A 19,328-nucleotide genomic window follows, 5' to 3' on the forward strand; every position below is an offset into this window, starting at 1 on the left:
CGCATATGTCACTCATGGATCAACAAATGATAAAAACGTTACGCGTATTATCGATGGACATGGTAGAAGAAGCCAATTCAGGCCATCCAGGTTTACCGATGGGCGCGGCACCAATGGCTTTTACATTATGGAAGAATCATCTAAAATTCAATCCTGCGCACCCAAGCTGGTTTAATCGCGACCGCTTCATATTATCCGCAGGTCATGGTTCAGCGCTACTATACAGCCTGCTTCACGTTTTTGGCTTCGATGTGAGCAAAGAAGATCTTCGCAATTTCCGTCAAAAAGACAGTGCCACGCCAGGGCATCCAGAATTTGGCCACACACCCGGGGTCGATGCAACAACTGGCCCACTTGGTCAAGGAATTGCGATGGGTGTCGGCATGGCGATGTCAGAGGCGCATTTAGCTGCGATGTTTAACAAGGAATCCCATGAAGTCATTGATCATCACACTTACGTCTTGTGCGGTGACGGCTGTTTAATGGAGGGGATTTCCTATGAAGCCAGCTCACTTGCGGGGCATTTACAACTAGGAAAACTCATCGTACTTTACGATTCTAACGATATTTCTTTAGACGGTGAACTCAAGAAAAGCTTTTCCGAAGACATTGATTTACGTTTTCGCTCGGCAGGCTGGCAAACATTGCGAGTATCTGATGGAAATGATGTTGAAGCTATCAATAGCGCCATTTTACTTGCAAAAGCAGAAACGAAAAAGCCAACGTTAATCGAAATTAAAACGATTATTGGCGATGGTAGTCCGAGCAAAGCGGGAACAGCCACAGCACATGGGGCGCCACTCGGTAAAGCCGAAGTTACCCAAATCAATAAAAACTATGGCTGGGAGTTGGAACCATTCGAATTACCGAAAACAGTTGCCTACCAAAAAGATTATTATTTATCAAAAGGGAACCATCGCGAATCGAAGTGGCTCCAAGCTTTCAACAAATACAGAAACGACTATTCAAATGAAGCCGAGCAACTGCAACGCCTCATCGATAATCAAGAAACAGCGAACCAAACACTAGTCTTGCCAACCTATACAACAAGTGATGCACCGGTAGCAACACGAGATGTTTCTGGAACTATCCTAAATGAGCTCGCATCACAATTACCAAGCTTGTTTGGCGGTTCAGCAGATCTGTCTTCTTCCAATAAAACAATGATTAAAAACAGCGATGATTTCCTCGTGAATCATTACGAAGGTAAAAATATCTGGTTTGGTGTCCGCGAATTTGCAATGGGCGGAATTTTGAATGGAATGGCCTTACACGGAGGAATCAAACCTTATGGAGCAACATTTTTCGTCTTTTCAGATTACTTAAGGAGCGCGATTCGTTCGGCAGCTCTTATGAAACTGCCAGTAACATATGTCATGACACACGATTCAATTATGGTTGGGGAAGATGGTCCGACACACGAGCCAATTGAGCAACTCGCCTCATTTCGTGCGATGCCAAACTTGGTTGTTTTAAGGCCAGCTGATGCGAATGAGACGGTTGCCAGTTATAAATATGCGCTAACGCAGCAAGATAACCCAGTGATGCTGGTACTTAGCCGCCAAGCATTGCCAATTTTGCCGACCACTGACATAAAAGCAAGCACAGACGTCGAAAAAGGTGCTTACATCTTGGCTGAATCACCGACTAGTGCTACCGATATGCTTTTAATTGCGACAGGATCAGAAGTTTCATTAGCGATGGAAGTGCGCGAGCTACTGGCTTCAGAACAAATTGGCGTCCGCGTCATCAGCATGCCGAGCTGGGAGTTATTTGAACGGCAATCAGTAGAATACAAAGAGGCTATCCTTCCAAGTGAGGTCACACACCGAATCGCAATCGAGATGGCATCATCCCAAGGCTGGCACAAGTACGTTGGTGAGAAAGGTCAAATCATTGCGATCGACACATTCGGAAAATCTGGTTCAGGCGAAGAACTTGCCGAAGACTTCGGTTTTTCCCCAGTCAAAATCACGAATCAAATTTTAGCAACACTACAAAAAAATTGAAAGAGAGAGTCTAAGTCTTGCACCTGCTTGGACTCTTTTCATTTGCCAGATACTACAATTATCGGAAGCCATGTGGTAAAATGAAAAGTGTGATTTATTGAAAGCAAAAAGAAGCAAACGATGAATTACACTATTATATGAAAAAGTAGGTGAGACTCCATGTTCGCAAATCAACGTCGAAGTGAGATTCTACATATGATTCAAGAACAAAAAACAGTGTCCGTCAACGAACTGAGTGAGAAACTAAACGTCTCAGCAGCAACTGTTCGGGCTGATTTGAACGCCATGGAAAAGCAAGAATTACTCACACGAACACACGGTGGCGCGATGAGAAGAGAAAAGGACGACATTGATAAAAAATACGCCGTTCGCGAAAAGAAGCACCGATCTGAGAAACAACGTATTGCAGCAGCGGCTTTTGAATATATCGAGGACGACCAATGTATCATACTCGATGCCAGCACTACCTGTTTTGAACTCGCAAAATTCATTAAAGAATCAACAAAACGCTTAACAATTGTGACTAGTGGTTTAACGACAGCCACGATGTTAAAAGAAAATCCGAATTTGACGGTTATCATCATTGGAGGCATTGTCCGTAGTGGTTCCAACTCGATTGAAGGCTTAATTGGACACGAGTTATTGCAAAAAGTAAACGTAGATATCTTATTTACATCCGCTTATGCACTAAATACCTCAGATGGTTTAACCGATTTTAGCCTATACGAGGTTGAACTTAAGCGCGAAATGGTTGCTGCTGCGCGAAAAACAATTGCACTTGTTGATAACAGTAAGCTCGGTAAAAGCTCCATTGCAACGTTTGCGAAAATAGAAGACATTGATGTGCTGGTTACAGATCAAGCACTAACAGCTGAGTTGTCCAATTATTTTAGCGCAAAGATTGCTGTCGATATTGCCAATTAACGATGATTTATCTTATGTGATTCGATGCACGATTATATATAAAAGAAGAGCTGGTTTACTATTAAAAAGCTATAGATTATGAGATTGGCGATTTTTCATACCTATATTTTGACTATTTTTAGAAAGTGGCATAACATAGAAATACAATATGTACAAGGTGGTCCTAAAAATGAAATTAGACCAGACAGAAATTACCGCTGATCTCTATAATTTACTCCTCAATCCAGCGACTCGCGATTGGGAACGTTCTTTATTACGTAGAGCAAAGGATGGAATTGATACCGGTGCGAATTTTGACAATCAAATTACTAAGCTCGAAGCTGATTTGCGTCCACTTGCCTTGCGAAACAACCTAACACCAGATGTCACCGATTTCTATTTAAAAATTACCGCTGATTCCGCTGCTGGAAACGTATTCGACTTGTCCAAGCATTACGAGGAAGATGGAGCTAATCAAGAGCGTGCAATTTTTGCAGGTGGCTGTTTTTGGTGTATGGTAGAACCGTTTGAGAACAAGCCAGGTATCATTTTGGTGGTATCAGGTTATATTGGCGGGCATGTAGATAATCCAACATATGAGCAAGTCGTTGGTGGCTACACAGGGCACGTTGAGGCAGTTGAAATTATTTTTGATACGGCTATTTGGAGCTATAAAGAGCTAGTGGAATTATACTGGCAACTGACTGATTCGACTGATGCATTTGGTCAGATGGCGGATAGAGGCGATAGCTACAGACCTATTATTTTCGTAGCAAATGAGGAGCAGAAGCGCATTGCCGAGCAGTCAAAACAAGACTTAGCAAGGTCCAGCAAATACAAAAATCCAATTGTGACAGCTGTTGAACCTGCGACAACTTTTTGGCCAGCGGAGAATTTTCATCAGCAGTTTTATAAGAAAAATCCGAGGAGGTATAAGAAACTAAAACGCTCACGCAAGCAGTTTTTAGCGTTTCAGCGGATGAAGCGATTTTTTTGAAACAGTGTGAAGTTGTTTCATACTGCCAATCATGAACAAACTTTTTATTGAAATTGCCATGTCCGCACCGTATAGTTAAGGTAGACATGGTTTTTGTTTGCTCACAGGGCGTGTCTTAGTGGGCTTTTTTTGCGTGTGTTGGAGTATTTGTATGTTAATAGAATCACAAGTAAAGCCCCATGCTGTACAATTTGTAGACGATATGTTGGGATGAAAGCGTGTACAAATTTAACGAAAAGCATTCTATAATAAAAGAGAACAGGAGGGATATCATGTATTTGGATGAACGGAGCAACGTGTTATTGAAAGAAATTTTGCGGCATCCTAATATATCGAATGCCAAGCTGCAAGAGAAGTTCGGTTTGACGCGTAGGCAGGTGGATTACAGTTTTCAGAAGGTGAACCAATGGCTGGAAGAGCAGGCTTACCCAAAAATTCATCGCTCGGCAAATGGACGTTTTGTTGTGGAGCCTGACCTGTTTCAATTGGTGGAAAAAAAGGCGAATAGAAAGGAGGGAGACTGGTATATTCTATCCGAAAAGGAGCGGACGAGTTTAATTATCTTGATGCTTGCGACAAATCAGGAGGAGCTGTCACTGAATCATTTCATGGGTGAACTGGATGTGAGTAAAAATACGGTTTTGCGCGACTTGAAAGGTGTGCAATTGATTTTTGATACGTTTGGGCTTGAGGTGTATTATTCTCGGATGAAGGGCTATCAAATTCGCGGGGATGAGTGGAATCAGAGGACGGCGTTGATTTATGCAGTGGAGCACATTATTTCAAGCTACCAGGGCGAGTCGTTTTTGCAACATTTTATGCAAATCGATGCAGCGCGGGTAGATACGATTCGGAAGCACTTGGCGGAGGTGGAACGGCAGTTAGATTTGACGTTTATCGATAATAAGATGCAGATTTTACCGTATATTCTGGAAAGTATTTTTAGGCGAATCCGGAAAGGACAGCGGATTACGACGGAATTTTTAATTGATTTTAACGAACTGTCGGATACGCAGGAATATGGCGCGGTGCAGCTTTTAATTGAGGATGAACCTTACATTTCAGAGACAGAGCGATTGTACATTTCTTTGCAATTGCTAACATCCAATGTGCTACCGAAAAATGATTTAACGAATGAAACATCACCATGTCTGAAAAGAGCTGTGGCAGAGGTTTTGAATGAATTTGAGAAGAGAGCTTGCATTCAATTTGTGGATAGAGAATCGCTACTAGAGAAGTTATTTGCTCACATAAAGCCAGCGTATTATCGGATAAAATACCATTTAACGACGGATTATAGTCTTTTGGATAGAATCAATCAAGAATTTCAGGCGGTGCATTATATTGTGAAGCAGTCACTCAAACCGCTCGAAAAATTTATTGGAACGAGAATTCCCGAAAATGAGAGTATTTTTATCGCGTTATTTATCGGCGGGCATTTGATTGATACAACGGAACGATTACAGACACGATTGAAAGGTGTCGTTGTTTGTCCGAACGGATTATCGATTTCGCGTTTGATGGAAAAGACATTGCGCAGTTTGTTTCCAGAAATCTTTTTTTACCAAGCAATGTCAATCAGAGAGTTTGAACAAACCAACGTGCATTATGATTTGATTTTTTCAGCAGCACCACTTCAGACAGAAAAGAAAATCTTTCTAATCAATCAATTAATGGATGAGCAGGAGCGATTGGAGCTCAGGAGACGTGTGATGCGTTCGGTATACATGATGGGTGAGAGTAGCGTGAGTGTGGAGCAGTTGATGCGAGCGATTGAGAAGCATGCAACGGTGCAAGATAAGGAACGGTTGGCTAAGGCACTTGCGGATTGTTTAACACAGCCATTAAAAGTAGCAGAAAATGCGACCGGTGAGAAAAAACAATTGTCAGATTTGTTAAAACCGGGAATGATTCAGCGAGTTCAGAGTGTTCCAGATTGGCAAACAGCAATTCAATTAGCGTCAGTGCCATTGCTCCAAAAAGGCGCTATTACAGAAATGTATGTCCAAGAAATGATGCAGCAACATGTCATACCCGCCGCACATATTGTATTGCGGCAAACCATTGCTATTCCTCATGCAGAGACTGAAAAAGGCGTGAAAGAACTCGGAATGAGCATGTTATATATCGAAAATGGGCTGTCCCTTGAAGGTGGCGGAACACTGCATTTTGTCGTTGTTATCGCGGCTATTGATAAAACTGCTCATTTCCAAGCTTTACTGCAATTGATGGAACTTGCTGGGAGCAAAAAAACATTAATACAAATTAGGCAACAAGAAAAACCGGAGAACATCCATCAAACGATAAAAAAGTTCATCGTAGCACTTGCAGAAAAAGTGATATAACAAGGAGGAATAGGAATGGATTTAGTAGCGTTTATAAAGAAAGAAATGGTCTGGGTGCAGACGCCTTGCCAAGATCAGGAAGAACTTTTTACAGAAGTATCTACATGTGCAGCATCACAAGGTTTGATTACCGACCAATTTTTGAAGAAGTTGACGGAACGGGAAGCGGTTTTTCCGACAGGTTTACAGTTAGAGCATTTCGGTGTGGCTTTACCGCACACGGATCCAGAATGTGTTACAGAGCAGTTTATCGCCGTTTTAACAAGTGAGGTAGGTATTCCGTTCAAGCAGATGGCGGATGCGAATCAAGAAACAGCAGCGAATTTGATCTTTGTGTTAGGTCTAAATGAGCCACACAGCCAACTTGCCGTTTTACAACAATTAATGGGCATAATCCAAAAGGAGAAACACGTAAAAGCACTACTTGCGGCAAGAACGCCAGATGAAATCATCGAAACGTTGTCACAAGTCGTAATATATTTGAAAGGTGAGGAAAAAAGATGAGTAAGAAAGTATTGGTAGCATGTGGAGCAGGAATCGCAACATCAACAGTAGTTATGAATCGGGTGGAAAATTTATTGAAGGATAATGGCATCGATGCGAACGTAGAACAGATTAAGATTGCTGAAGCCGCGTCAAAGCAAGAAGGGGCAGATTTGATTGTATCAACAACTATTTTACCAACAACGTATAGCGTACCAGCAATTATCGCGACAGCTTACATTTCTGGGATCGGAATGGAAGAGCTGGATGAAGAGATTTTGGCTAATTTGAAATAAAAAGAGAAGTATGGATGCGAACGCTTGCTTACAAATTTGCTTGAAGTAGGTGTGTCTATCTAAAAAGGAGGAACTAGGTATGGATAAGCTTTTAGATGGTGTACAGTACGTCTTGAATCTTGGCCCAACGGTTATTTTACCGATTGCTATTTTGATTATTGGAATGATTTTTGGTACAGGTTTTAAAAAGGCGTTTCGTTCAGGGATTACGATTGGAATTGGTTTTGTCGGTATTAATCTGGTCATTAATTTACTTGTGACTAATCTTGGGCCGGCCGCACAACATATGGTAGAGCGCTTTGGGCTAAATTTGACAATCATTGATGCAGGTTGGCCGTCAGCCGCGGCAGCTTCTTGGGCTTCACCGGTTGCAGCGATTCTCATTCCGATATGCCTTGTTGTCAATCTATTACTTATTTTCTTTAAAGTCACAAAAACGCTAGATATCGATATTTGGAACTATTGGCATTTTATAGCGGCTGGTGCAACAGGTTACATTGTGACTGGTGGTAACTGGTGGTTCGCGATTCTATGTGCCATTCTGTATGAGATGGCTGTACTGATTATTGCGGATAAAACAGCGCCAATGGTTGAACGTTTCTATGGTCTAAAAGGAATTTCGATGCCAACCGGTTCCACAGCAGCATTTGGCGTTATTGGTATTCCAATTGGTTGGGCAGTTGGGAAAATTCCGGGAATACGTAAACTGCACGCTGACCCAGAATCGATTCAAAAGCGATTTGGAATTTTCGGGGAACCGATGATGATGGGCTTAATTTTAGGGATTGGGATTGGTCTATTGGCGGGTTACGAGCTTGGAGAGGTATTGAAAGTTGGTATTTCTATGGCTGCGGTTATGCTTTTAATGCCGCGCATGGTGAAAATATTAATGGAAGGTCTGATTCCGATTTCAGAAGCTGCACGCGAATTTATGAAGTCAAAATTCAAAGGACGTGAGCTTTATATCGGTCTCGATGCCGCGCTCTCAGTCGGGCATCCAGCAGTTATGTCCACAGCTTTGATGCTAGTTCCGATTACGCTGTTGTTAGCAGTTATTTTGCCAGGAAATCGGGTTTTACCTTTCGGAGATTTAGCAACAATTCCATTTTACATCGCATTTATCGTAGCTTCCAGAAAGGGGAATATTATTCAATCACTTATTACAGGGACGATTGTTATAGCATTCTCTCTACTCATGGCAACGAATTTCGCGGACACGCATACGGCAATGATGAACGGTGCCGATTTTAAAATACCTGGCGGAGCAACAAAAGTATCGAGCTTGGATTTAGGTGGAAATTTCTTGAACTGGTTAATTTTGAAATTCTCTGAAGGCTACCAAGCTATTTTTGGAAAATAAAGCTTTGTTTTTGAAAGGAAGTTAGAGAAATGCGAGCAGCGGTTTTATATGAAAATAATGAAATTAGGGCTGAGGATGTGGAGGAAGTGCTTTGTGGCAAGGATGAAGTTCGTGTAAAGGTGATGGCAGCCGGGATTTGCGGATCAGATATCCATAAAATGCAGACGCGCTGGAAATACCCAATTCCGGCGGTTATGGGGCACGAATTTTCTGGTATTGTAGTGGAAAAAGGTGCGGACGTGACGCAAGTTTCTATCGGAGAGCGCGTCGCTGGGATTCCGCTCGTTCCTTGTGGGACATGCGCGTATTGTCGACAAGGCGAATTTTCCTTATGCGATAATTATCAGATGGTGGGCTCTCATTTTTACGGAGCATTTGCGGAAAATGTTGTTTTGAAGGCAACAAACGTTATTGGAATTGGAGATATGGCATTCGAAGACGGTGCAATGTTGGAACCGCTTGCCGTAGCGATGCATGGCGTACTAGGAATTAAACCAGAACTTGGCGATACGGTTGTGGTTTTCGGGATTGGGACGATTGGAATTCTAGTAGTACAGTGTTTGCGGTTAGCAGGTGTGAAGGACATTATTGCCGTGGACATTAGTGATGGGAAATTGGCGGAAGTGCACAAGTTTGGTTGCCGTTACACGATTAATCCAATGAAAGAAGATTTGGCTGCAAAAGTATACGAATATACCGATGGAAGTGGCGCGGATATTGCTTTGGAATGTGCTGGCTCTAAAGTGACACAGGAACAATGTTTACGAGTCACGAAGAAAAAAGGTAAAGTCGGCTATCTCGGCATAGCGTATGCAGATGTCTTGCTACCCGAAGAAGCTTTTGAAAAAATCTTTAGGCACGAATTGACATTGAAAGGCTTTTGGAATTCTTATTCTGCACCATTTCCAGGAGAAGAATGGACAAAATCGATTGCTTTTGTTAATCAAGGGCGAATCCAGCTAAAACCACTGATCTCCCATCGCTATAAAGTAAGCGAGACGACAAATGCATTTGAGATGATACTTAGTCGAAAAGAAGATTATAACAAAGTCATGATTTTACCACAGGAGGAGTGAGAAATAACGTGAAAGCAGTAGTAAAAACAGAAGCAGGATTCGATAAAATGGCGTTGCAAGAAGTTGCTGAACCTGATGTGTATGGCGATCGCGTGAAAATAAAAGTTGCCTATACGGGGATTTGTGGTTCCGATATCCATACTTTTAAAGGCGAATATGGAAACCCGACAACACCAGTGACGCTAGGACATGAGTTCTCTGGTGAGGTAGTTGCGATTGGTCCAGACGTGACAAAGCTTACAATTGGTGACCGAGTAACAAGTGAAACAACATTTGAAACGTGCGGAACGTGTAAATTTTGTTTAGAAAAAGAGTACAATCTTTGTTCGCAAAGGCGCGGAATTGGAACGCAAGCAAATGGAAGTTTTGCGGAATATGTCTTATCACGCGAGGAAAGCTGCCATAAATTAGCGAATTCAATTTCGTATCAAGCGGCAGCGCTTACAGAACCTCTTGCATGTTGCGTCCATGCCGCCCTTGAAAAAACAACGATTGAACAAACTGATATCGTGTTGATTTTTGGACCAGGACCAATTGGATTGCTTCTAGCACAAGTCGTGAAAGCACAAGGCGCAAAGGTTATTATGGCTGGCATTACAAAAGATAGTGACCGTTTGGAGTTGGCATCAGAACTTGGAATCGATTGCACGGTGGATACGATGAAAGAAAATTTAGCAGAGATTGTATTTGCAATGACAGATGGCTATGGCGCGGATAAAGTTTTCGACTGCTCGGGCGCCGTTCCAGCGGTGAATCAAGGCTTGCCACTAACGGCAAAAAAAGGAACATTTGGTCAAGTCGGACTTTTTGCAGAGAAATGTAATCCTATTGATGAAGAATCTATCATTCAACGGGAAATTACGTATATTGGCAGTCGGTCGCAGAAACCAAGCTCTTGGCAGATTGCTCTAAACCTGCTAGCAAATGAAAAAATAGACACTGAACGAATGATTACAAAAGTTTATGATCTAGATGATTGGCGCGATGGTTTTGAAGCAGTCATGGCTGGAAATGAAATCAAAGTATTAGTGAAATCTTAAAAAAGGAGGATAACCATTATGCAAAAACAATTAAAAAAGGACAACAAATACACAAAACAAAGCTGGCAAGCCCGTTCAAGCGTACAGTTATCCTCTAGAAAGGCGGAAAAAAGATGTTCTATTGGCGGTATCACATCCATCTTCGCCTTTATTCATTATACGTGAATCAAGGGTTAAAAATCTAGAACGAGGGTGAAAAAATGAAATTAACCATTGGATGTGATCACGGAGGAAGACGATTAAAAGATGCAGTTGTCGCCCATTTAAAAGCACGAGATATCCAAGTAACAGATATAGGCACATATAGCGATGAAAGCGTCGATTTCCCATTTTATGCTGAAGAAGTTGCCAACCAAGTTATTAGTGGCGAGTCCAGTCTAGGCATTTTATGTTGTGGAACTGGAATTGGCATGTCCATCGCTGCAAACAAAATCGTAGGAATTAGGGCAGCCGTTGTCTCCGATTGTTTCAGTGCCAAAGCAACACGCGAACATAATGATAGCAACATTTTATGTCATGGCGAACGCGTAGTTGGAGAAGGCTTAGCACTTAAAATCGTAGACACATGGTTAGATGCAATATTTAGTGGAGAACGCCATGCGAAACGATTACAAATGATTGCAGAAATGGAATTAAAAAACGAATCGTGAGGTGAAACAGATGTTTTTAGATACAGCAAACATAGCAGAAATCGAATCCGTACTAACATTTAAATGGGTCAAAGGCATCACGACCAATCCAACTTTACTTGCAAAAGAGCAAGGACAATCACGTGCGAATATTTCCCGGGAAATACTAGCGATTCTTAATGAAAACCAGCGTCTTTTTATCCAAACTACCGGTGAGACGCAAGCAGAAATGTATGAAGATGCTCAAAAAATTCTTTCAAAAGACGCCAGAATTACAATTAAAATTCCCGCAAACGAAAACGGTCTTCGTGTTATCACTCAGCTAAAACAAGAACGCCCAGACGTTGAAATTTTAGCAACAGCGATTTTTTCTGTGGAGCAAAGTTACCTTGCAGCACTGGCAGGTTGTGATTGGGTAGCGCCTTACATTAATAGAATGGAGAATCAAGGATTGAATGCCACGCAAATCATAGCAGATACATCGGCCTTATTTAAAAAGCTAGGACTACCAACGAGAATTTTAGGCGCTAGCTTTAAAAATACAGCTCAGATTACAGAGACGCTTTTAGCAGGGGCAACAGATGTAACAATTCCAACCGAGTTAGTCAAAATGATGATGGATAATAAATTAGCAGCAGCTAGCATTCAAACATTCAATCTCCACGCAAAAGGAGGTATTTGCTAATGGCAAGCTACATCGCGGCCTCCATCATGTGCGCAGATCAGTTACATATTGCTGATGAATTAGAAAAGTTAGAAACGGCAAATATTGATCTGCTACACTGTGATGTTATGGACGGTAACTATGTTAATAATTTAGCAATTGGTCCCGAATGGCTTATGGCTGTGAAGAAGGCAACTAATATCCCTCTTGATATTCACCTCGCTACGATAGATCCGATAAAATATGTTGATATGTTTGCTCATGTAAAACCAGAATACATCTCTTTTCATGTTGAAGTTTGTGAAGATGTATCCGAAGTTATTCAAAGAATTCGTAGTTATAACATTAAGCCAGCTATTGCGCTGAATCCAGAAACGTCTCTAGATACCATATTACCTTATCTAAATGAGATTGAAATGGTGTTGATGATGACAGTAAATCCAGGTTTTGCAGGGCAAATTTTCCAAAAAAACGTGCTAGTAAAACTAAGAAGGCTACGTGAACTTCTAAAAGATTACGCTCATGCACCACTCATTGAAGTAGACGGAAATATTAATGAAACAACAATAGGCCAAATGAGTGATTGTTTGCCAGATGTCTTCGTATTAGGTACATCCGCTCTATTCCATAAAAAGGATAGTCAAACATATTTTGAGCGTAGCACCCGAATTTGGTCACATGCAAAAAGATAAACACAATGTCCATAGTAGCCCTTAATTCTAACAACTATATAAATTTCCACATTCGTATTCAGCATTTATTGACACACTGAAGTTTAGTGGGAAATCATGTAAAGTAGTTTTTCTACAGTTTGATACGAACTTCCACGTTCGTATTTTTTATTCCGCAAAAAATTCATAATCCATGCATTATTTCCAAGTAGACGGGGAATAATAAAGACGAGGTGTTGTAAAATGAAAGCAGTAGGACTGTATAAATACTTGCCAATTGAAGCGGAAGAAAGCTTTTTAGATCTCGCAATCGAAACACCAAAAGCGAGTGGACACGATTTACTAGTTCAGGTTCAGGCCATCTCCATCAATCCAGTAGATACAAAGCTACGTGCACCAAAGGATATCGTGGAAGAAACGCCGCGAGTTCTTGGTTGGGATGCGGTCGGAATCGTGAGAGAAGTTGGTGATGATGTTGAATTATTCCAAGTGGGAGACTCCGTTTACTACGCAGGAGATGTTACGCGCCAAGGTAGTTATGCCGAATTTCAGCTTGTCGATGAACATTTAGTCGGCATAAAACCAGCTAACCTATCCATCGAAGAAGTTGCAGCTATGCCACTCACGCTCATAACAGCCTGGGAAGCTCTGTTTGATCGGATGCGAGTCAACCCAGACACCGATGCGGGGAAATCACTCCTTATCATCAATGGATCGGGTGGGGTAGGATCGATTGCAATTCAACTTGCTGTATGGGCAGGTCTTGAAGTTATCGCGACGGCTTTACGAGACGCAACAGTGGCATGGTCTAAACAACAAGGTGCAACGCATGTCATCAATCATCGCGAAGCCCTTTTGCCACAACTTAAAGCACTTGGTTTTGGTGGTGTAGACTATATTTTGTGCCTACATAACACAGACGCCTATTGGGATGCAATGCAGGAAATCATTTTACCACAAGGTCATATTTGTTCCATCGTAGAACTCCAAAATCCAGTATCCATGAGCCTCATCAAAGATAAAAGCGTGACGGTTAGCTACGAATTCATGTTCACACGTTCGAAATACAACACGCCTGATAAAGTACGTCAGCATGATATATTAACGAAGGCTGCACAATTATTCGAAGGCGGTTTTCTAAAGTCTACTTTAAATCAGACGTTGGCACCGATAAATGCAACGACAATAAAAGAAGCACATCGAATTTTGGAATCAGGTAAATCAATAGGAAAACTAGTAGTGAAAGGATTTGAGTAGGATGACAGAAAAGCGAATTGAATTATTCATAGCAATGAGTTTGGATGGATATATAGCGGACGAATCGGGAAGTGTAGCGTGGTTGGAAGAGATTGAAGGACAAGGCGACAACGGCTATACCACATTTTTAGATGAAATCGATACGGTCGTGATGGGTCACACAACATACAAACAATTATTCACACTCACTGACACATTTCCATATAGTAAGAAGCACGTTTATGTTTTTTCCAATGAAAAAGCGGGTACAAAAGACGAATACGCCGCGTTTGTAAATGGTTCCGTTAAAAATTGGCTCGAAACAACAGAAGGCAAGAGTATCTGGCTTGTTGGAGGAGCGCAACTAGTGAAAAAATTCCTTGCAGAAAATCAGATTGACCGTTTCATCATAACGGTCGCCCCAATTATTCTTGGAGATGGCACCCCACTTTTTGAAAAAGGGGCACGAGAACTGTTACAACTCGATGAAGTAGTGAAATATGGCCAGTTCACACAGATGACGTATCGCAAAAAGGAGTAATGAATCATGAAAATAGCAACTTTTGATGTTGACGCACAAAAAGGTTTTACGCCGCTTTGTCCAACAGAACTACCAATTCCAGAAGGTCACCTCATTGTGCCGGAGCTAAAGTTTATGGCGACGTTGGGTAGCATTCGAATTGGTAGCAAAGACGCGCATCCTGAGAAAGCCGTTTGGACGGTAGCGACTCCAGAAGGTATGCTGGCCCCACTTGATTTTCCAGAAGCTGATTTGACTTGGGTGAAGCATTGTATTCCAGGAACACCAGGTTTTGAATTACTAGATGGCCTGCCACATCCATCCGAATATGATCTTTTTATTTGGAAAGGAATGGAGCCAGATTTGCATCCATATGGCGCATGCTATCACGATATTCGCGAAAACATGTCGACCGGTGTGATTGAGTTTTTGCAAGAACGTGACGTAGATCTTATTATTGTTGGTGGTTTAGCATTGGATTTTTGTGTAAAAACGACAGTGGAACAGCTTTCACGAGCCGGTTTCGCGGTTGTTGTATATTTGCCTGCGACGCGTGCTTTGACAGAGCGTGGTTATCACGACACAGCAGAGCATCTAGGAACACTAAAAAACGTCAGGATAGCCAAGGATAGAGCTGAATTAGCCGCGTATCGCCAAATTTAATTTTAGGAAAGAGGCGAGACGAATGAAAAGAATTGGAATGTTTCCAAGCATGGTTATTTATAGTACGTTAGTTTTAACCTTAGCTACGTATCCCTTACTTCCAAGCGAGATAGCGGTACATTTTGGAACGGATTTTTCACCCGATATGTTCGTCCAAAAATGGCTTGGCTTGATTTTAATTCCTTTCCTTATGGTGATGTTTACTGGCACAGAATACTACGGGAAAGAGAAAGTAAAACCAGATAATCGTTTGGAATTTGAGTACATGTTCTATGCATTACTAATCCTTCTAGCTATCATTCAAGTAACGATAATTCTGTTCAGCCTAGGCTACGAAATCCCTACAGGACGGTACAGTTTACTACTTGTTGGAGCGCTACTAGTCCTGATTGCGATGTACCTTTCGAATTCAAAAAAAATATTCTTATGGCTTACACTCATTGGTTTTAAAAAGATAGACGCAAGATCCCGAAATATTTTGAGAAAAATAACTGTTATAACGTTATCGGTTGTAGGCTTTACATTTTTACTTCTCGGTATCTTCATGTTTAATGATCCCTCTATTTTCATGCTTGCAGCTCTATTATCGATGACGATTGTGATTGTCGGATCTGGCGTCTACTTAAATAAAAAATAGTACAGTTCCAGTTTACAATGAATACAGTTTGTGGTTTAATAAAGCCAAAGACGTGTCTTTTAAATGAGACATATCTTTGGTCTTTTTTTCGGCCAAAATACAAAGGGGGACATGATTTTGCGCAAAAAAATGTTAGGCATCCTAATGCTTTTAGGACTCGTATTACTTGCCGCTTGTCAGTCAAAAGATGCAACAAAAGACACGGAGAAAAAAGAAAGCAACACGATTAACATCATGGAAACAGGTGAAATACCAGGCGTCAATCCTACAACTGCGGATAATAGCGTCAGTTTTAGAGCAATTAACCAGATATATGAAGGTTTATACCGTTTAGATAAAGATGGTAAGCCAGCACTTGCAATGGCTGCCGCTGAACCAGAAGAAAAAAATGGTGGCAAAACGTTAATTTTCAAAATTCGCGAAGATGCCGAGTGGTCAAATGGAACACCAGTAACTGCAGCCGATTTCGAATATGCATGGAAAAAAGTAGTTGATCCAAAATCAGCTGCCGCGTACGGACCGCAAATGGAAGAAATCGTGAAAAATGCGACACCGATTTTGAACGGTAAAATGGACCCAGACCAACTTGGAGTCAAGGCGCTGGATGATAAAACATTACAAGTTGATCTCGAGAATCCAGTTCCAATCTTCAAAGACTTGCTGACAACAGGCACATTTTTCCCACAAAACCAAGCATTCATCGAGAGTCAAGGCGATCGCTATGCACTATCTAGCGAAAATCTGATTTCAAATGGGCCATTTAAGTTAGAAAACTGGGATGGAACGAAGAAAAACTGGAATTACGTGAAAAATAATAAATACTGGGATAAAAAGAACGTAAAAGCAAATAAAATTAACGTGCAAGTCGTAAAAGATACAAACCAGGCATTAAATCTATACACAACAGGCAAGCTAGACCGCATTGAACTAGATGGCGAATTTGTTTCCAAGTATAAAGACGACTCTGATTTCAACAAAGAATTTACAGGAAACTCTATTTATCTCAAAATGAATCAAGGTAAAGATGGGCAGAAAACTGATTTGGCCAATGTCCATATCCGTCGTGCATTAGCCATGGCAATCGATAAGCAATCAATGGTTGACCGCTTGCTTGCTAATGGATCCGCTGTACTCAATGGAAATGTACCTGCAAAAATCATGTTTGATCCAAAGACAAAAGAAGACTTCCGCAAGCAAAACGGTGATCTTTTAAGCTACAATCCGACAGAAGCGAAGAAAAATTGGGAATTAGGATTAAAAGAAATCGGCAAATCTGACTTAACAATCGTGCTAACAGCCGGAGACTCATCTCTTGAAAAGCAACAAACAGAATTCATGCAAGACCAGCTTCAAAAGAACCTACCAGGCCTAACTATCAATGTCAAAACAGTAACGCAAAAAGCAAGTTTTGTAGCAGACGTCAGCCAAGATTATGAAATGTTACTCGGCGGATGGAGCGGAGACTATTCAGATCCACTAACATACCTGAATCTATTCCTGACAGACAGTCCCGGAAATCACACCGGATTTTCTAACGCCAAATATGACGAACTAGTGCTAGGTGCAAAAGGCAAACTTTCTAATGACCCAGAAAAACGCTGGGAGGCACTTTTAGAAGCTGAACAAATTTTACTAAAAGACAATGCAACATTAGTGCCACTCTATCAAGGCGGGCGCGCGTATCTACAAAAACCAGCTCTTCAAGATTATATTGCCTATCCAATTGGTTCTGAAAACTATAAATGGATTGCAAAAAAATAAATAAATCGAAAGGTATTTCAAACAAAGCGTTTGGAGTACCTTTTTTTGCGGTATATATAAAAAAGACACAATTTCGACACATTTTAAAAAATAGAAAGCGGTGGTTCGAATGAAAAAAATCATCATGTATAGCACAAGCTTTGTTTTAAGTATTCTCATATTCTTCCTAATTCCGCAACTAGTACAGGCAGATATAGTCCCACTAAAAAAAGGCACGACACCAGAAATCGCAACAGAAAACGGAAGACTATTACAAGATGCAATCAACCAAACATCCATATCGAAAGCAAAACAGGTAACCTTGCCAGCCGGCTTATTTTATATAAACGGTAAAATTATTTTGAAGTCGCATATCATCCTCACAGGTCCAACTTCTTCTCCCACAGCGACAACGCTAACCATGAATAATGCCCCAATGACCACAGATTCCACACCAACAAGTCAAGAATCGGTGACCGACATAACCATACAAAATTTTAGCCTACAATATAACCCTAATATATCTAAATTCAACTACTTAACCAACCCGACTAACTTTTATCAAGATAATCTATTAAATATAGGAATGGCCACAAAGGCAGAGACAAGCGCTGGTTACAAGGCGATAACTAAAAAAGCTTTAAAAACCAATATCAAGATTACTAATATGATATTCAATGCAAATAATGTTGGCTCAAGTATCATCAATATCGCGAAAGCCAAAAATATAATTATCCAAAATAATCAAATTTTAAATTCAGGATTACAAAATGGTATTTCGTTAACCTATACAGACAACATCACTATTACAAAAAATCGAATAAAGAACCTTGGCAGAACAGGTATTGTCGCTTATTATGGCAACAGCAACATTAATATTACAAATAACCAAGTCATTGATTGGATGCAGCGATATGGCAGCTATCATTATGATGCCGTCAAAAAAAGTGGTCAAACACTTGATAGTATGCAGGACGCTGCTATTGACAGCTACGGCCCGATGAATCAATACATCACTGTTAGAAATAATCAAATAAATCTATCGGCCAGTGCAAATAAAGTAAATCCGAATAATCCACTAATCGCAAAAAAATGGCGGCTCAAAACAGTGCCACGCTATGCACGATATACTGCTATAAGAGCGAGTGGTGCTCAATATGTATTGTACCAAGGCAATACCATCAATATTGACAGTCCAGATACGTTCGCTTTCTTCACGACAAACATGCGCAAAAGCAACACATTAACCCGGCCAAAAGCTATCACGCTGATCGGTAATACATTTACATCCAGAAATATCGATTATCCTGTTCGTATTTTTGCAGGAATAAGTGACCCACCTAACTTAAATGGCATCACAATCCAATCCAATAGCTTCCGGATTATTGGTAAAATAAACAACTATTATCGTTCTCTCATCAATGTTCGTGAAGTGCCAATAACTGAAAATCGGCGAACAATATATTATCCAACTGCGCTATTATCTGTTTCTAACAATAAAATTCGAACTACAAATTTAGGAAGCATTGTGGATGGCGCCTCGACTAGCAGGAAAGACGCGCTTCAACTCCTCTTTCTAAACAACAACACGAATAACGGCAAATCTTATCAAACAGCGAAAAACAACATTGGAACGACTTTAAAAGCAATCACATATTCTAAAAATGCACTAAAAGGAACCATCATTTGGAATGCCGATGAAACGAAAACAAAATATATTAGAATCACAAACCTAGCAGGCAAAGCAATTACTACCGAGCAGAAACTAAGCAAAGGCAGTGCAAGAAATTTCAGCATACCAATTAAGCTCATCCGTGGAAACCAAATTAAAATCCAAATAACAGAGCTAAAAGGAAACTATAAAGTAAATACAACTATCATTTATCAAGTCAAATAAGGACATCAATTTTTAAGTTTCAAATAAAAATAAAAATTTTTTTAAAAGTACTTGTAATCGTTTTCAACCTGTGATATATTATATTCATCGCAAAGGATTGTTACCAATCTACGGGCATTACCTAAGCTGATTCGTGGGATACGCATGTATTCTCCTACGAAA

19 protein-coding genes and 1 pseudogene are annotated in these 19,328 nt (G+C 40.8%); all 20 read left to right on the forward strand.

Features of this window, described 5'->3' with window-relative positions; genetic code table 11:
• The first annotated feature begins 5 nt into the window (after positions 1–5).
• The 20 genes and pseudogenes from tkt (at position 6) to R8925_RS10530 (ending at position 19,166) form a co-directional block, all read left to right on the forward strand.
• Complete coding sequence (gene tkt, locus R8925_RS10435; RefSeq protein WP_430535809.1) at positions 6–2,009, forward strand: transketolase; 2,004 nt, start codon at positions 6–8, stop codon at positions 2,007–2,009.
• A 159-nt stretch (positions 2,010–2,168) separates the two neighbouring features.
• Positions 2,169–2,933: a DeoR/GlpR family DNA-binding transcription regulator gene (locus R8925_RS10440; RefSeq protein WP_430535810.1), complete on the forward strand. Its 765-nt coding sequence runs from the start codon at positions 2,169–2,171 to the stop codon at positions 2,931–2,933.
• 169 nt (positions 2,934–3,102) lie between these two features.
• Positions 3,103–3,321: pseudogene (locus R8925_RS10445) on the forward strand (bacteriocin immunity family protein); the annotation flags it as partial.
• A 33-nt stretch (positions 3,322–3,354) separates the two neighbouring features.
• Positions 3,355–3,909, forward strand: coding sequence for a peptide-methionine (S)-S-oxide reductase MsrA (msrA, locus tag R8925_RS10450; protein ID WP_430535843.1), 555 nt, complete (start codon positions 3,355–3,357; stop codon positions 3,907–3,909).
• A 272-nt stretch (positions 3,910–4,181) separates the two neighbouring features.
• The gene (locus tag R8925_RS10455) at positions 4,182–6,254 is read left to right on the forward strand and encodes a BglG family transcription antiterminator (RefSeq protein WP_430535811.1); all 2,073 of its coding nucleotides are present in this window, start codon (positions 4,182–4,184) and stop codon (positions 6,252–6,254) included.
• A 15-nt stretch (positions 6,255–6,269) separates the two neighbouring features.
• Positions 6,270–6,758 (forward strand): PTS sugar transporter subunit IIA, encoded by a 489-nt coding sequence (locus R8925_RS10460; protein ID WP_430535812.1) that lies wholly within the window; start codon positions 6,270–6,272, stop codon positions 6,756–6,758.
• On the forward strand, positions 6,755–7,033 hold the full coding sequence (locus tag R8925_RS10465) for a PTS sugar transporter subunit IIB (RefSeq protein ID WP_430535813.1): 279 nt from the start codon (positions 6,755–6,757) through the stop codon (positions 7,031–7,033). The genes R8925_RS10460 and R8925_RS10465 overlap by 4 nt, the downstream gene beginning before the upstream one ends.
• Positions 7,034–7,112: 79 nt before the next feature.
• A complete protein-coding gene (locus R8925_RS10470) occupies positions 7,113–8,393 on the forward strand; it encodes a PTS galactitol transporter subunit IIC (RefSeq protein ID WP_430535814.1) in 1,281 nt (426 codons plus the stop codon).
• Positions 8,394–8,422: 29 nt separating this feature from the next.
• Positions 8,423–9,469 carry a galactitol-1-phosphate 5-dehydrogenase gene (locus tag R8925_RS10475; protein ID WP_430535815.1) on the forward strand — a complete coding sequence of 349 codons (1,047 nt, stop codon included), beginning with the start codon at positions 8,423–8,425 and terminating at the stop codon, positions 9,467–9,469.
• Between the two features lie 8 nt (positions 9,470–9,477).
• A complete protein-coding gene (locus R8925_RS10480; protein ID WP_430535816.1) occupies positions 9,478–10,509 on the forward strand; it encodes a zinc-binding dehydrogenase in 1,032 nt (343 codons plus the stop codon).
• An 18-nt stretch (positions 10,510–10,527) separates the two neighbouring features.
• The gene (locus R8925_RS10485; protein ID WP_430535817.1) at positions 10,528–10,674 is read left to right on the forward strand and encodes a hypothetical protein; all 147 of its coding nucleotides are present in this window, start codon (positions 10,528–10,530) and stop codon (positions 10,672–10,674) included.
• Positions 10,675–10,709: 35 nt separating this feature from the next.
• Positions 10,710–11,159, forward strand: coding sequence for a ribose 5-phosphate isomerase B (gene rpiB, locus R8925_RS10490; RefSeq protein ID WP_430535818.1), 450 nt, complete (start codon positions 10,710–10,712; stop codon positions 11,157–11,159).
• A 10-nt stretch (positions 11,160–11,169) separates the two neighbouring features.
• A complete protein-coding gene (locus R8925_RS10495) occupies positions 11,170–11,823 on the forward strand; it encodes a transaldolase family protein (protein WP_430535819.1) in 654 nt (217 codons plus the stop codon).
• A complete protein-coding gene (locus tag R8925_RS10500) occupies positions 11,823–12,494 on the forward strand; it encodes a ribulose-phosphate 3-epimerase (protein WP_430535820.1) in 672 nt (223 codons plus the stop codon). Before R8925_RS10495 ends, R8925_RS10500 begins: the two co-directional genes overlap by 1 nt.
• 222 nt (positions 12,495–12,716) lie before the next feature.
• The gene (locus R8925_RS10505) at positions 12,717–13,730 is read left to right on the forward strand and encodes a zinc-binding alcohol dehydrogenase family protein (RefSeq protein WP_430535821.1); all 1,014 of its coding nucleotides are present in this window, start codon (positions 12,717–12,719) and stop codon (positions 13,728–13,730) included.
• A 1-nt stretch (position 13,731) separates the two neighbouring features.
• Positions 13,732–14,250, forward strand: coding sequence for a dihydrofolate reductase family protein (locus R8925_RS10510; RefSeq protein ID WP_430535822.1), 519 nt, complete (start codon positions 13,732–13,734; stop codon positions 14,248–14,250).
• Positions 14,251–14,256: 6 nt separating this feature from the next.
• Positions 14,257–14,892 (forward strand): isochorismatase family protein, encoded by a 636-nt coding sequence (locus R8925_RS10515; protein WP_430535823.1) that lies wholly within the window; start codon positions 14,257–14,259, stop codon positions 14,890–14,892.
• Positions 14,893–14,914: 22 nt separating this feature from the next.
• Positions 14,915–15,529, forward strand: a complete 615-nt coding sequence (locus R8925_RS10520; protein WP_430535824.1) for a DUF1648 domain-containing protein — start codon at positions 14,915–14,917, stop codon at positions 15,527–15,529.
• Positions 15,530–15,658: 129 nt separating this feature from the next.
• Entirely contained in the window at positions 15,659–17,290 is a 1,632-nt protein-coding gene (locus R8925_RS10525; protein WP_430539437.1) for a peptide ABC transporter substrate-binding protein, read from the forward strand.
• 109 nt (positions 17,291–17,399) lie between these two features.
• Positions 17,400–19,166 carry a right-handed parallel beta-helix repeat-containing protein gene (locus R8925_RS10530; RefSeq protein ID WP_430535826.1) on the forward strand — a complete coding sequence of 589 codons (1,767 nt, stop codon included), beginning with the start codon at positions 17,400–17,402 and terminating at the stop codon, positions 19,164–19,166.
• Positions 19,167–19,328: the final 162 nt, after the last annotated feature.

Source organism: Listeria rocourtiae subsp. hofi, from assembly GCF_963575615.1.
In the GTDB taxonomy this organism is placed as follows: domain Bacteria; phylum Bacillota; class Bacilli; order Lactobacillales; family Listeriaceae; genus Listeria_A; species Listeria_A hofi.

What these genes read in the sequence shown, in the direction of transcription:
- R8925_RS10475 (WP_430535815.1), top strand. Translation starts at nt 8,423, where the DNA reads ATGCGAGCAGCGGTTTTATATGAAAATAATGAAATTAGGGCTGAGGAT.
- tkt (WP_430535809.1), top strand. Translation starts at nt 6, where the DNA reads ATGTCACTCATGGATCAACAAATGATAAAAACGTTACGCGTATTATCG.
- R8925_RS10460 (WP_430535812.1), top strand. Translation starts at nt 6,270, where the DNA reads ATGGATTTAGTAGCGTTTATAAAGAAAGAAATGGTCTGGGTGCAGACG.
- R8925_RS10495 (WP_430535819.1), top strand. Translation starts at nt 11,170, where the DNA reads ATGTTTTTAGATACAGCAAACATAGCAGAAATCGAATCCGTACTAACA.
- R8925_RS10520 (WP_430535824.1), top strand. Translation starts at nt 14,915, where the DNA reads ATGAAAAGAATTGGAATGTTTCCAAGCATGGTTATTTATAGTACGTTA.
- R8925_RS10530 (WP_430535826.1), top strand. Translation starts at nt 17,400, where the DNA reads ATGAAAAAAATCATCATGTATAGCACAAGCTTTGTTTTAAGTATTCTC.
- R8925_RS10455 (WP_430535811.1), top strand. Translation starts at nt 4,182, where the DNA reads ATGTATTTGGATGAACGGAGCAACGTGTTATTGAAAGAAATTTTGCGG.
- R8925_RS10510 (WP_430535822.1), top strand. Translation starts at nt 13,732, where the DNA reads ATGACAGAAAAGCGAATTGAATTATTCATAGCAATGAGTTTGGATGGA.
- R8925_RS10485 (WP_430535817.1), top strand. Translation starts at nt 10,528, where the DNA reads ATGCAAAAACAATTAAAAAAGGACAACAAATACACAAAACAAAGCTGG.
- R8925_RS10470 (WP_430535814.1), top strand. Translation starts at nt 7,113, where the DNA reads ATGGATAAGCTTTTAGATGGTGTACAGTACGTCTTGAATCTTGGCCCA.
- R8925_RS10505 (WP_430535821.1), top strand. Translation starts at nt 12,717, where the DNA reads ATGAAAGCAGTAGGACTGTATAAATACTTGCCAATTGAAGCGGAAGAA.
- R8925_RS10525 (WP_430539437.1), top strand. Translation starts at nt 15,659, where the DNA reads ATGTTAGGCATCCTAATGCTTTTAGGACTCGTATTACTTGCCGCTTGT.
- R8925_RS10440 (WP_430535810.1), top strand. Translation starts at nt 2,169, where the DNA reads ATGTTCGCAAATCAACGTCGAAGTGAGATTCTACATATGATTCAAGAA.
- rpiB (WP_430535818.1), top strand. Translation starts at nt 10,710, where the DNA reads ATGAAATTAACCATTGGATGTGATCACGGAGGAAGACGATTAAAAGAT.
- R8925_RS10500 (WP_430535820.1), top strand. Translation starts at nt 11,823, where the DNA reads ATGGCAAGCTACATCGCGGCCTCCATCATGTGCGCAGATCAGTTACAT.
- R8925_RS10515 (WP_430535823.1), top strand. Translation starts at nt 14,257, where the DNA reads ATGAAAATAGCAACTTTTGATGTTGACGCACAAAAAGGTTTTACGCCG.
- R8925_RS10465 (WP_430535813.1), top strand. Translation starts at nt 6,755, where the DNA reads ATGAGTAAGAAAGTATTGGTAGCATGTGGAGCAGGAATCGCAACATCA.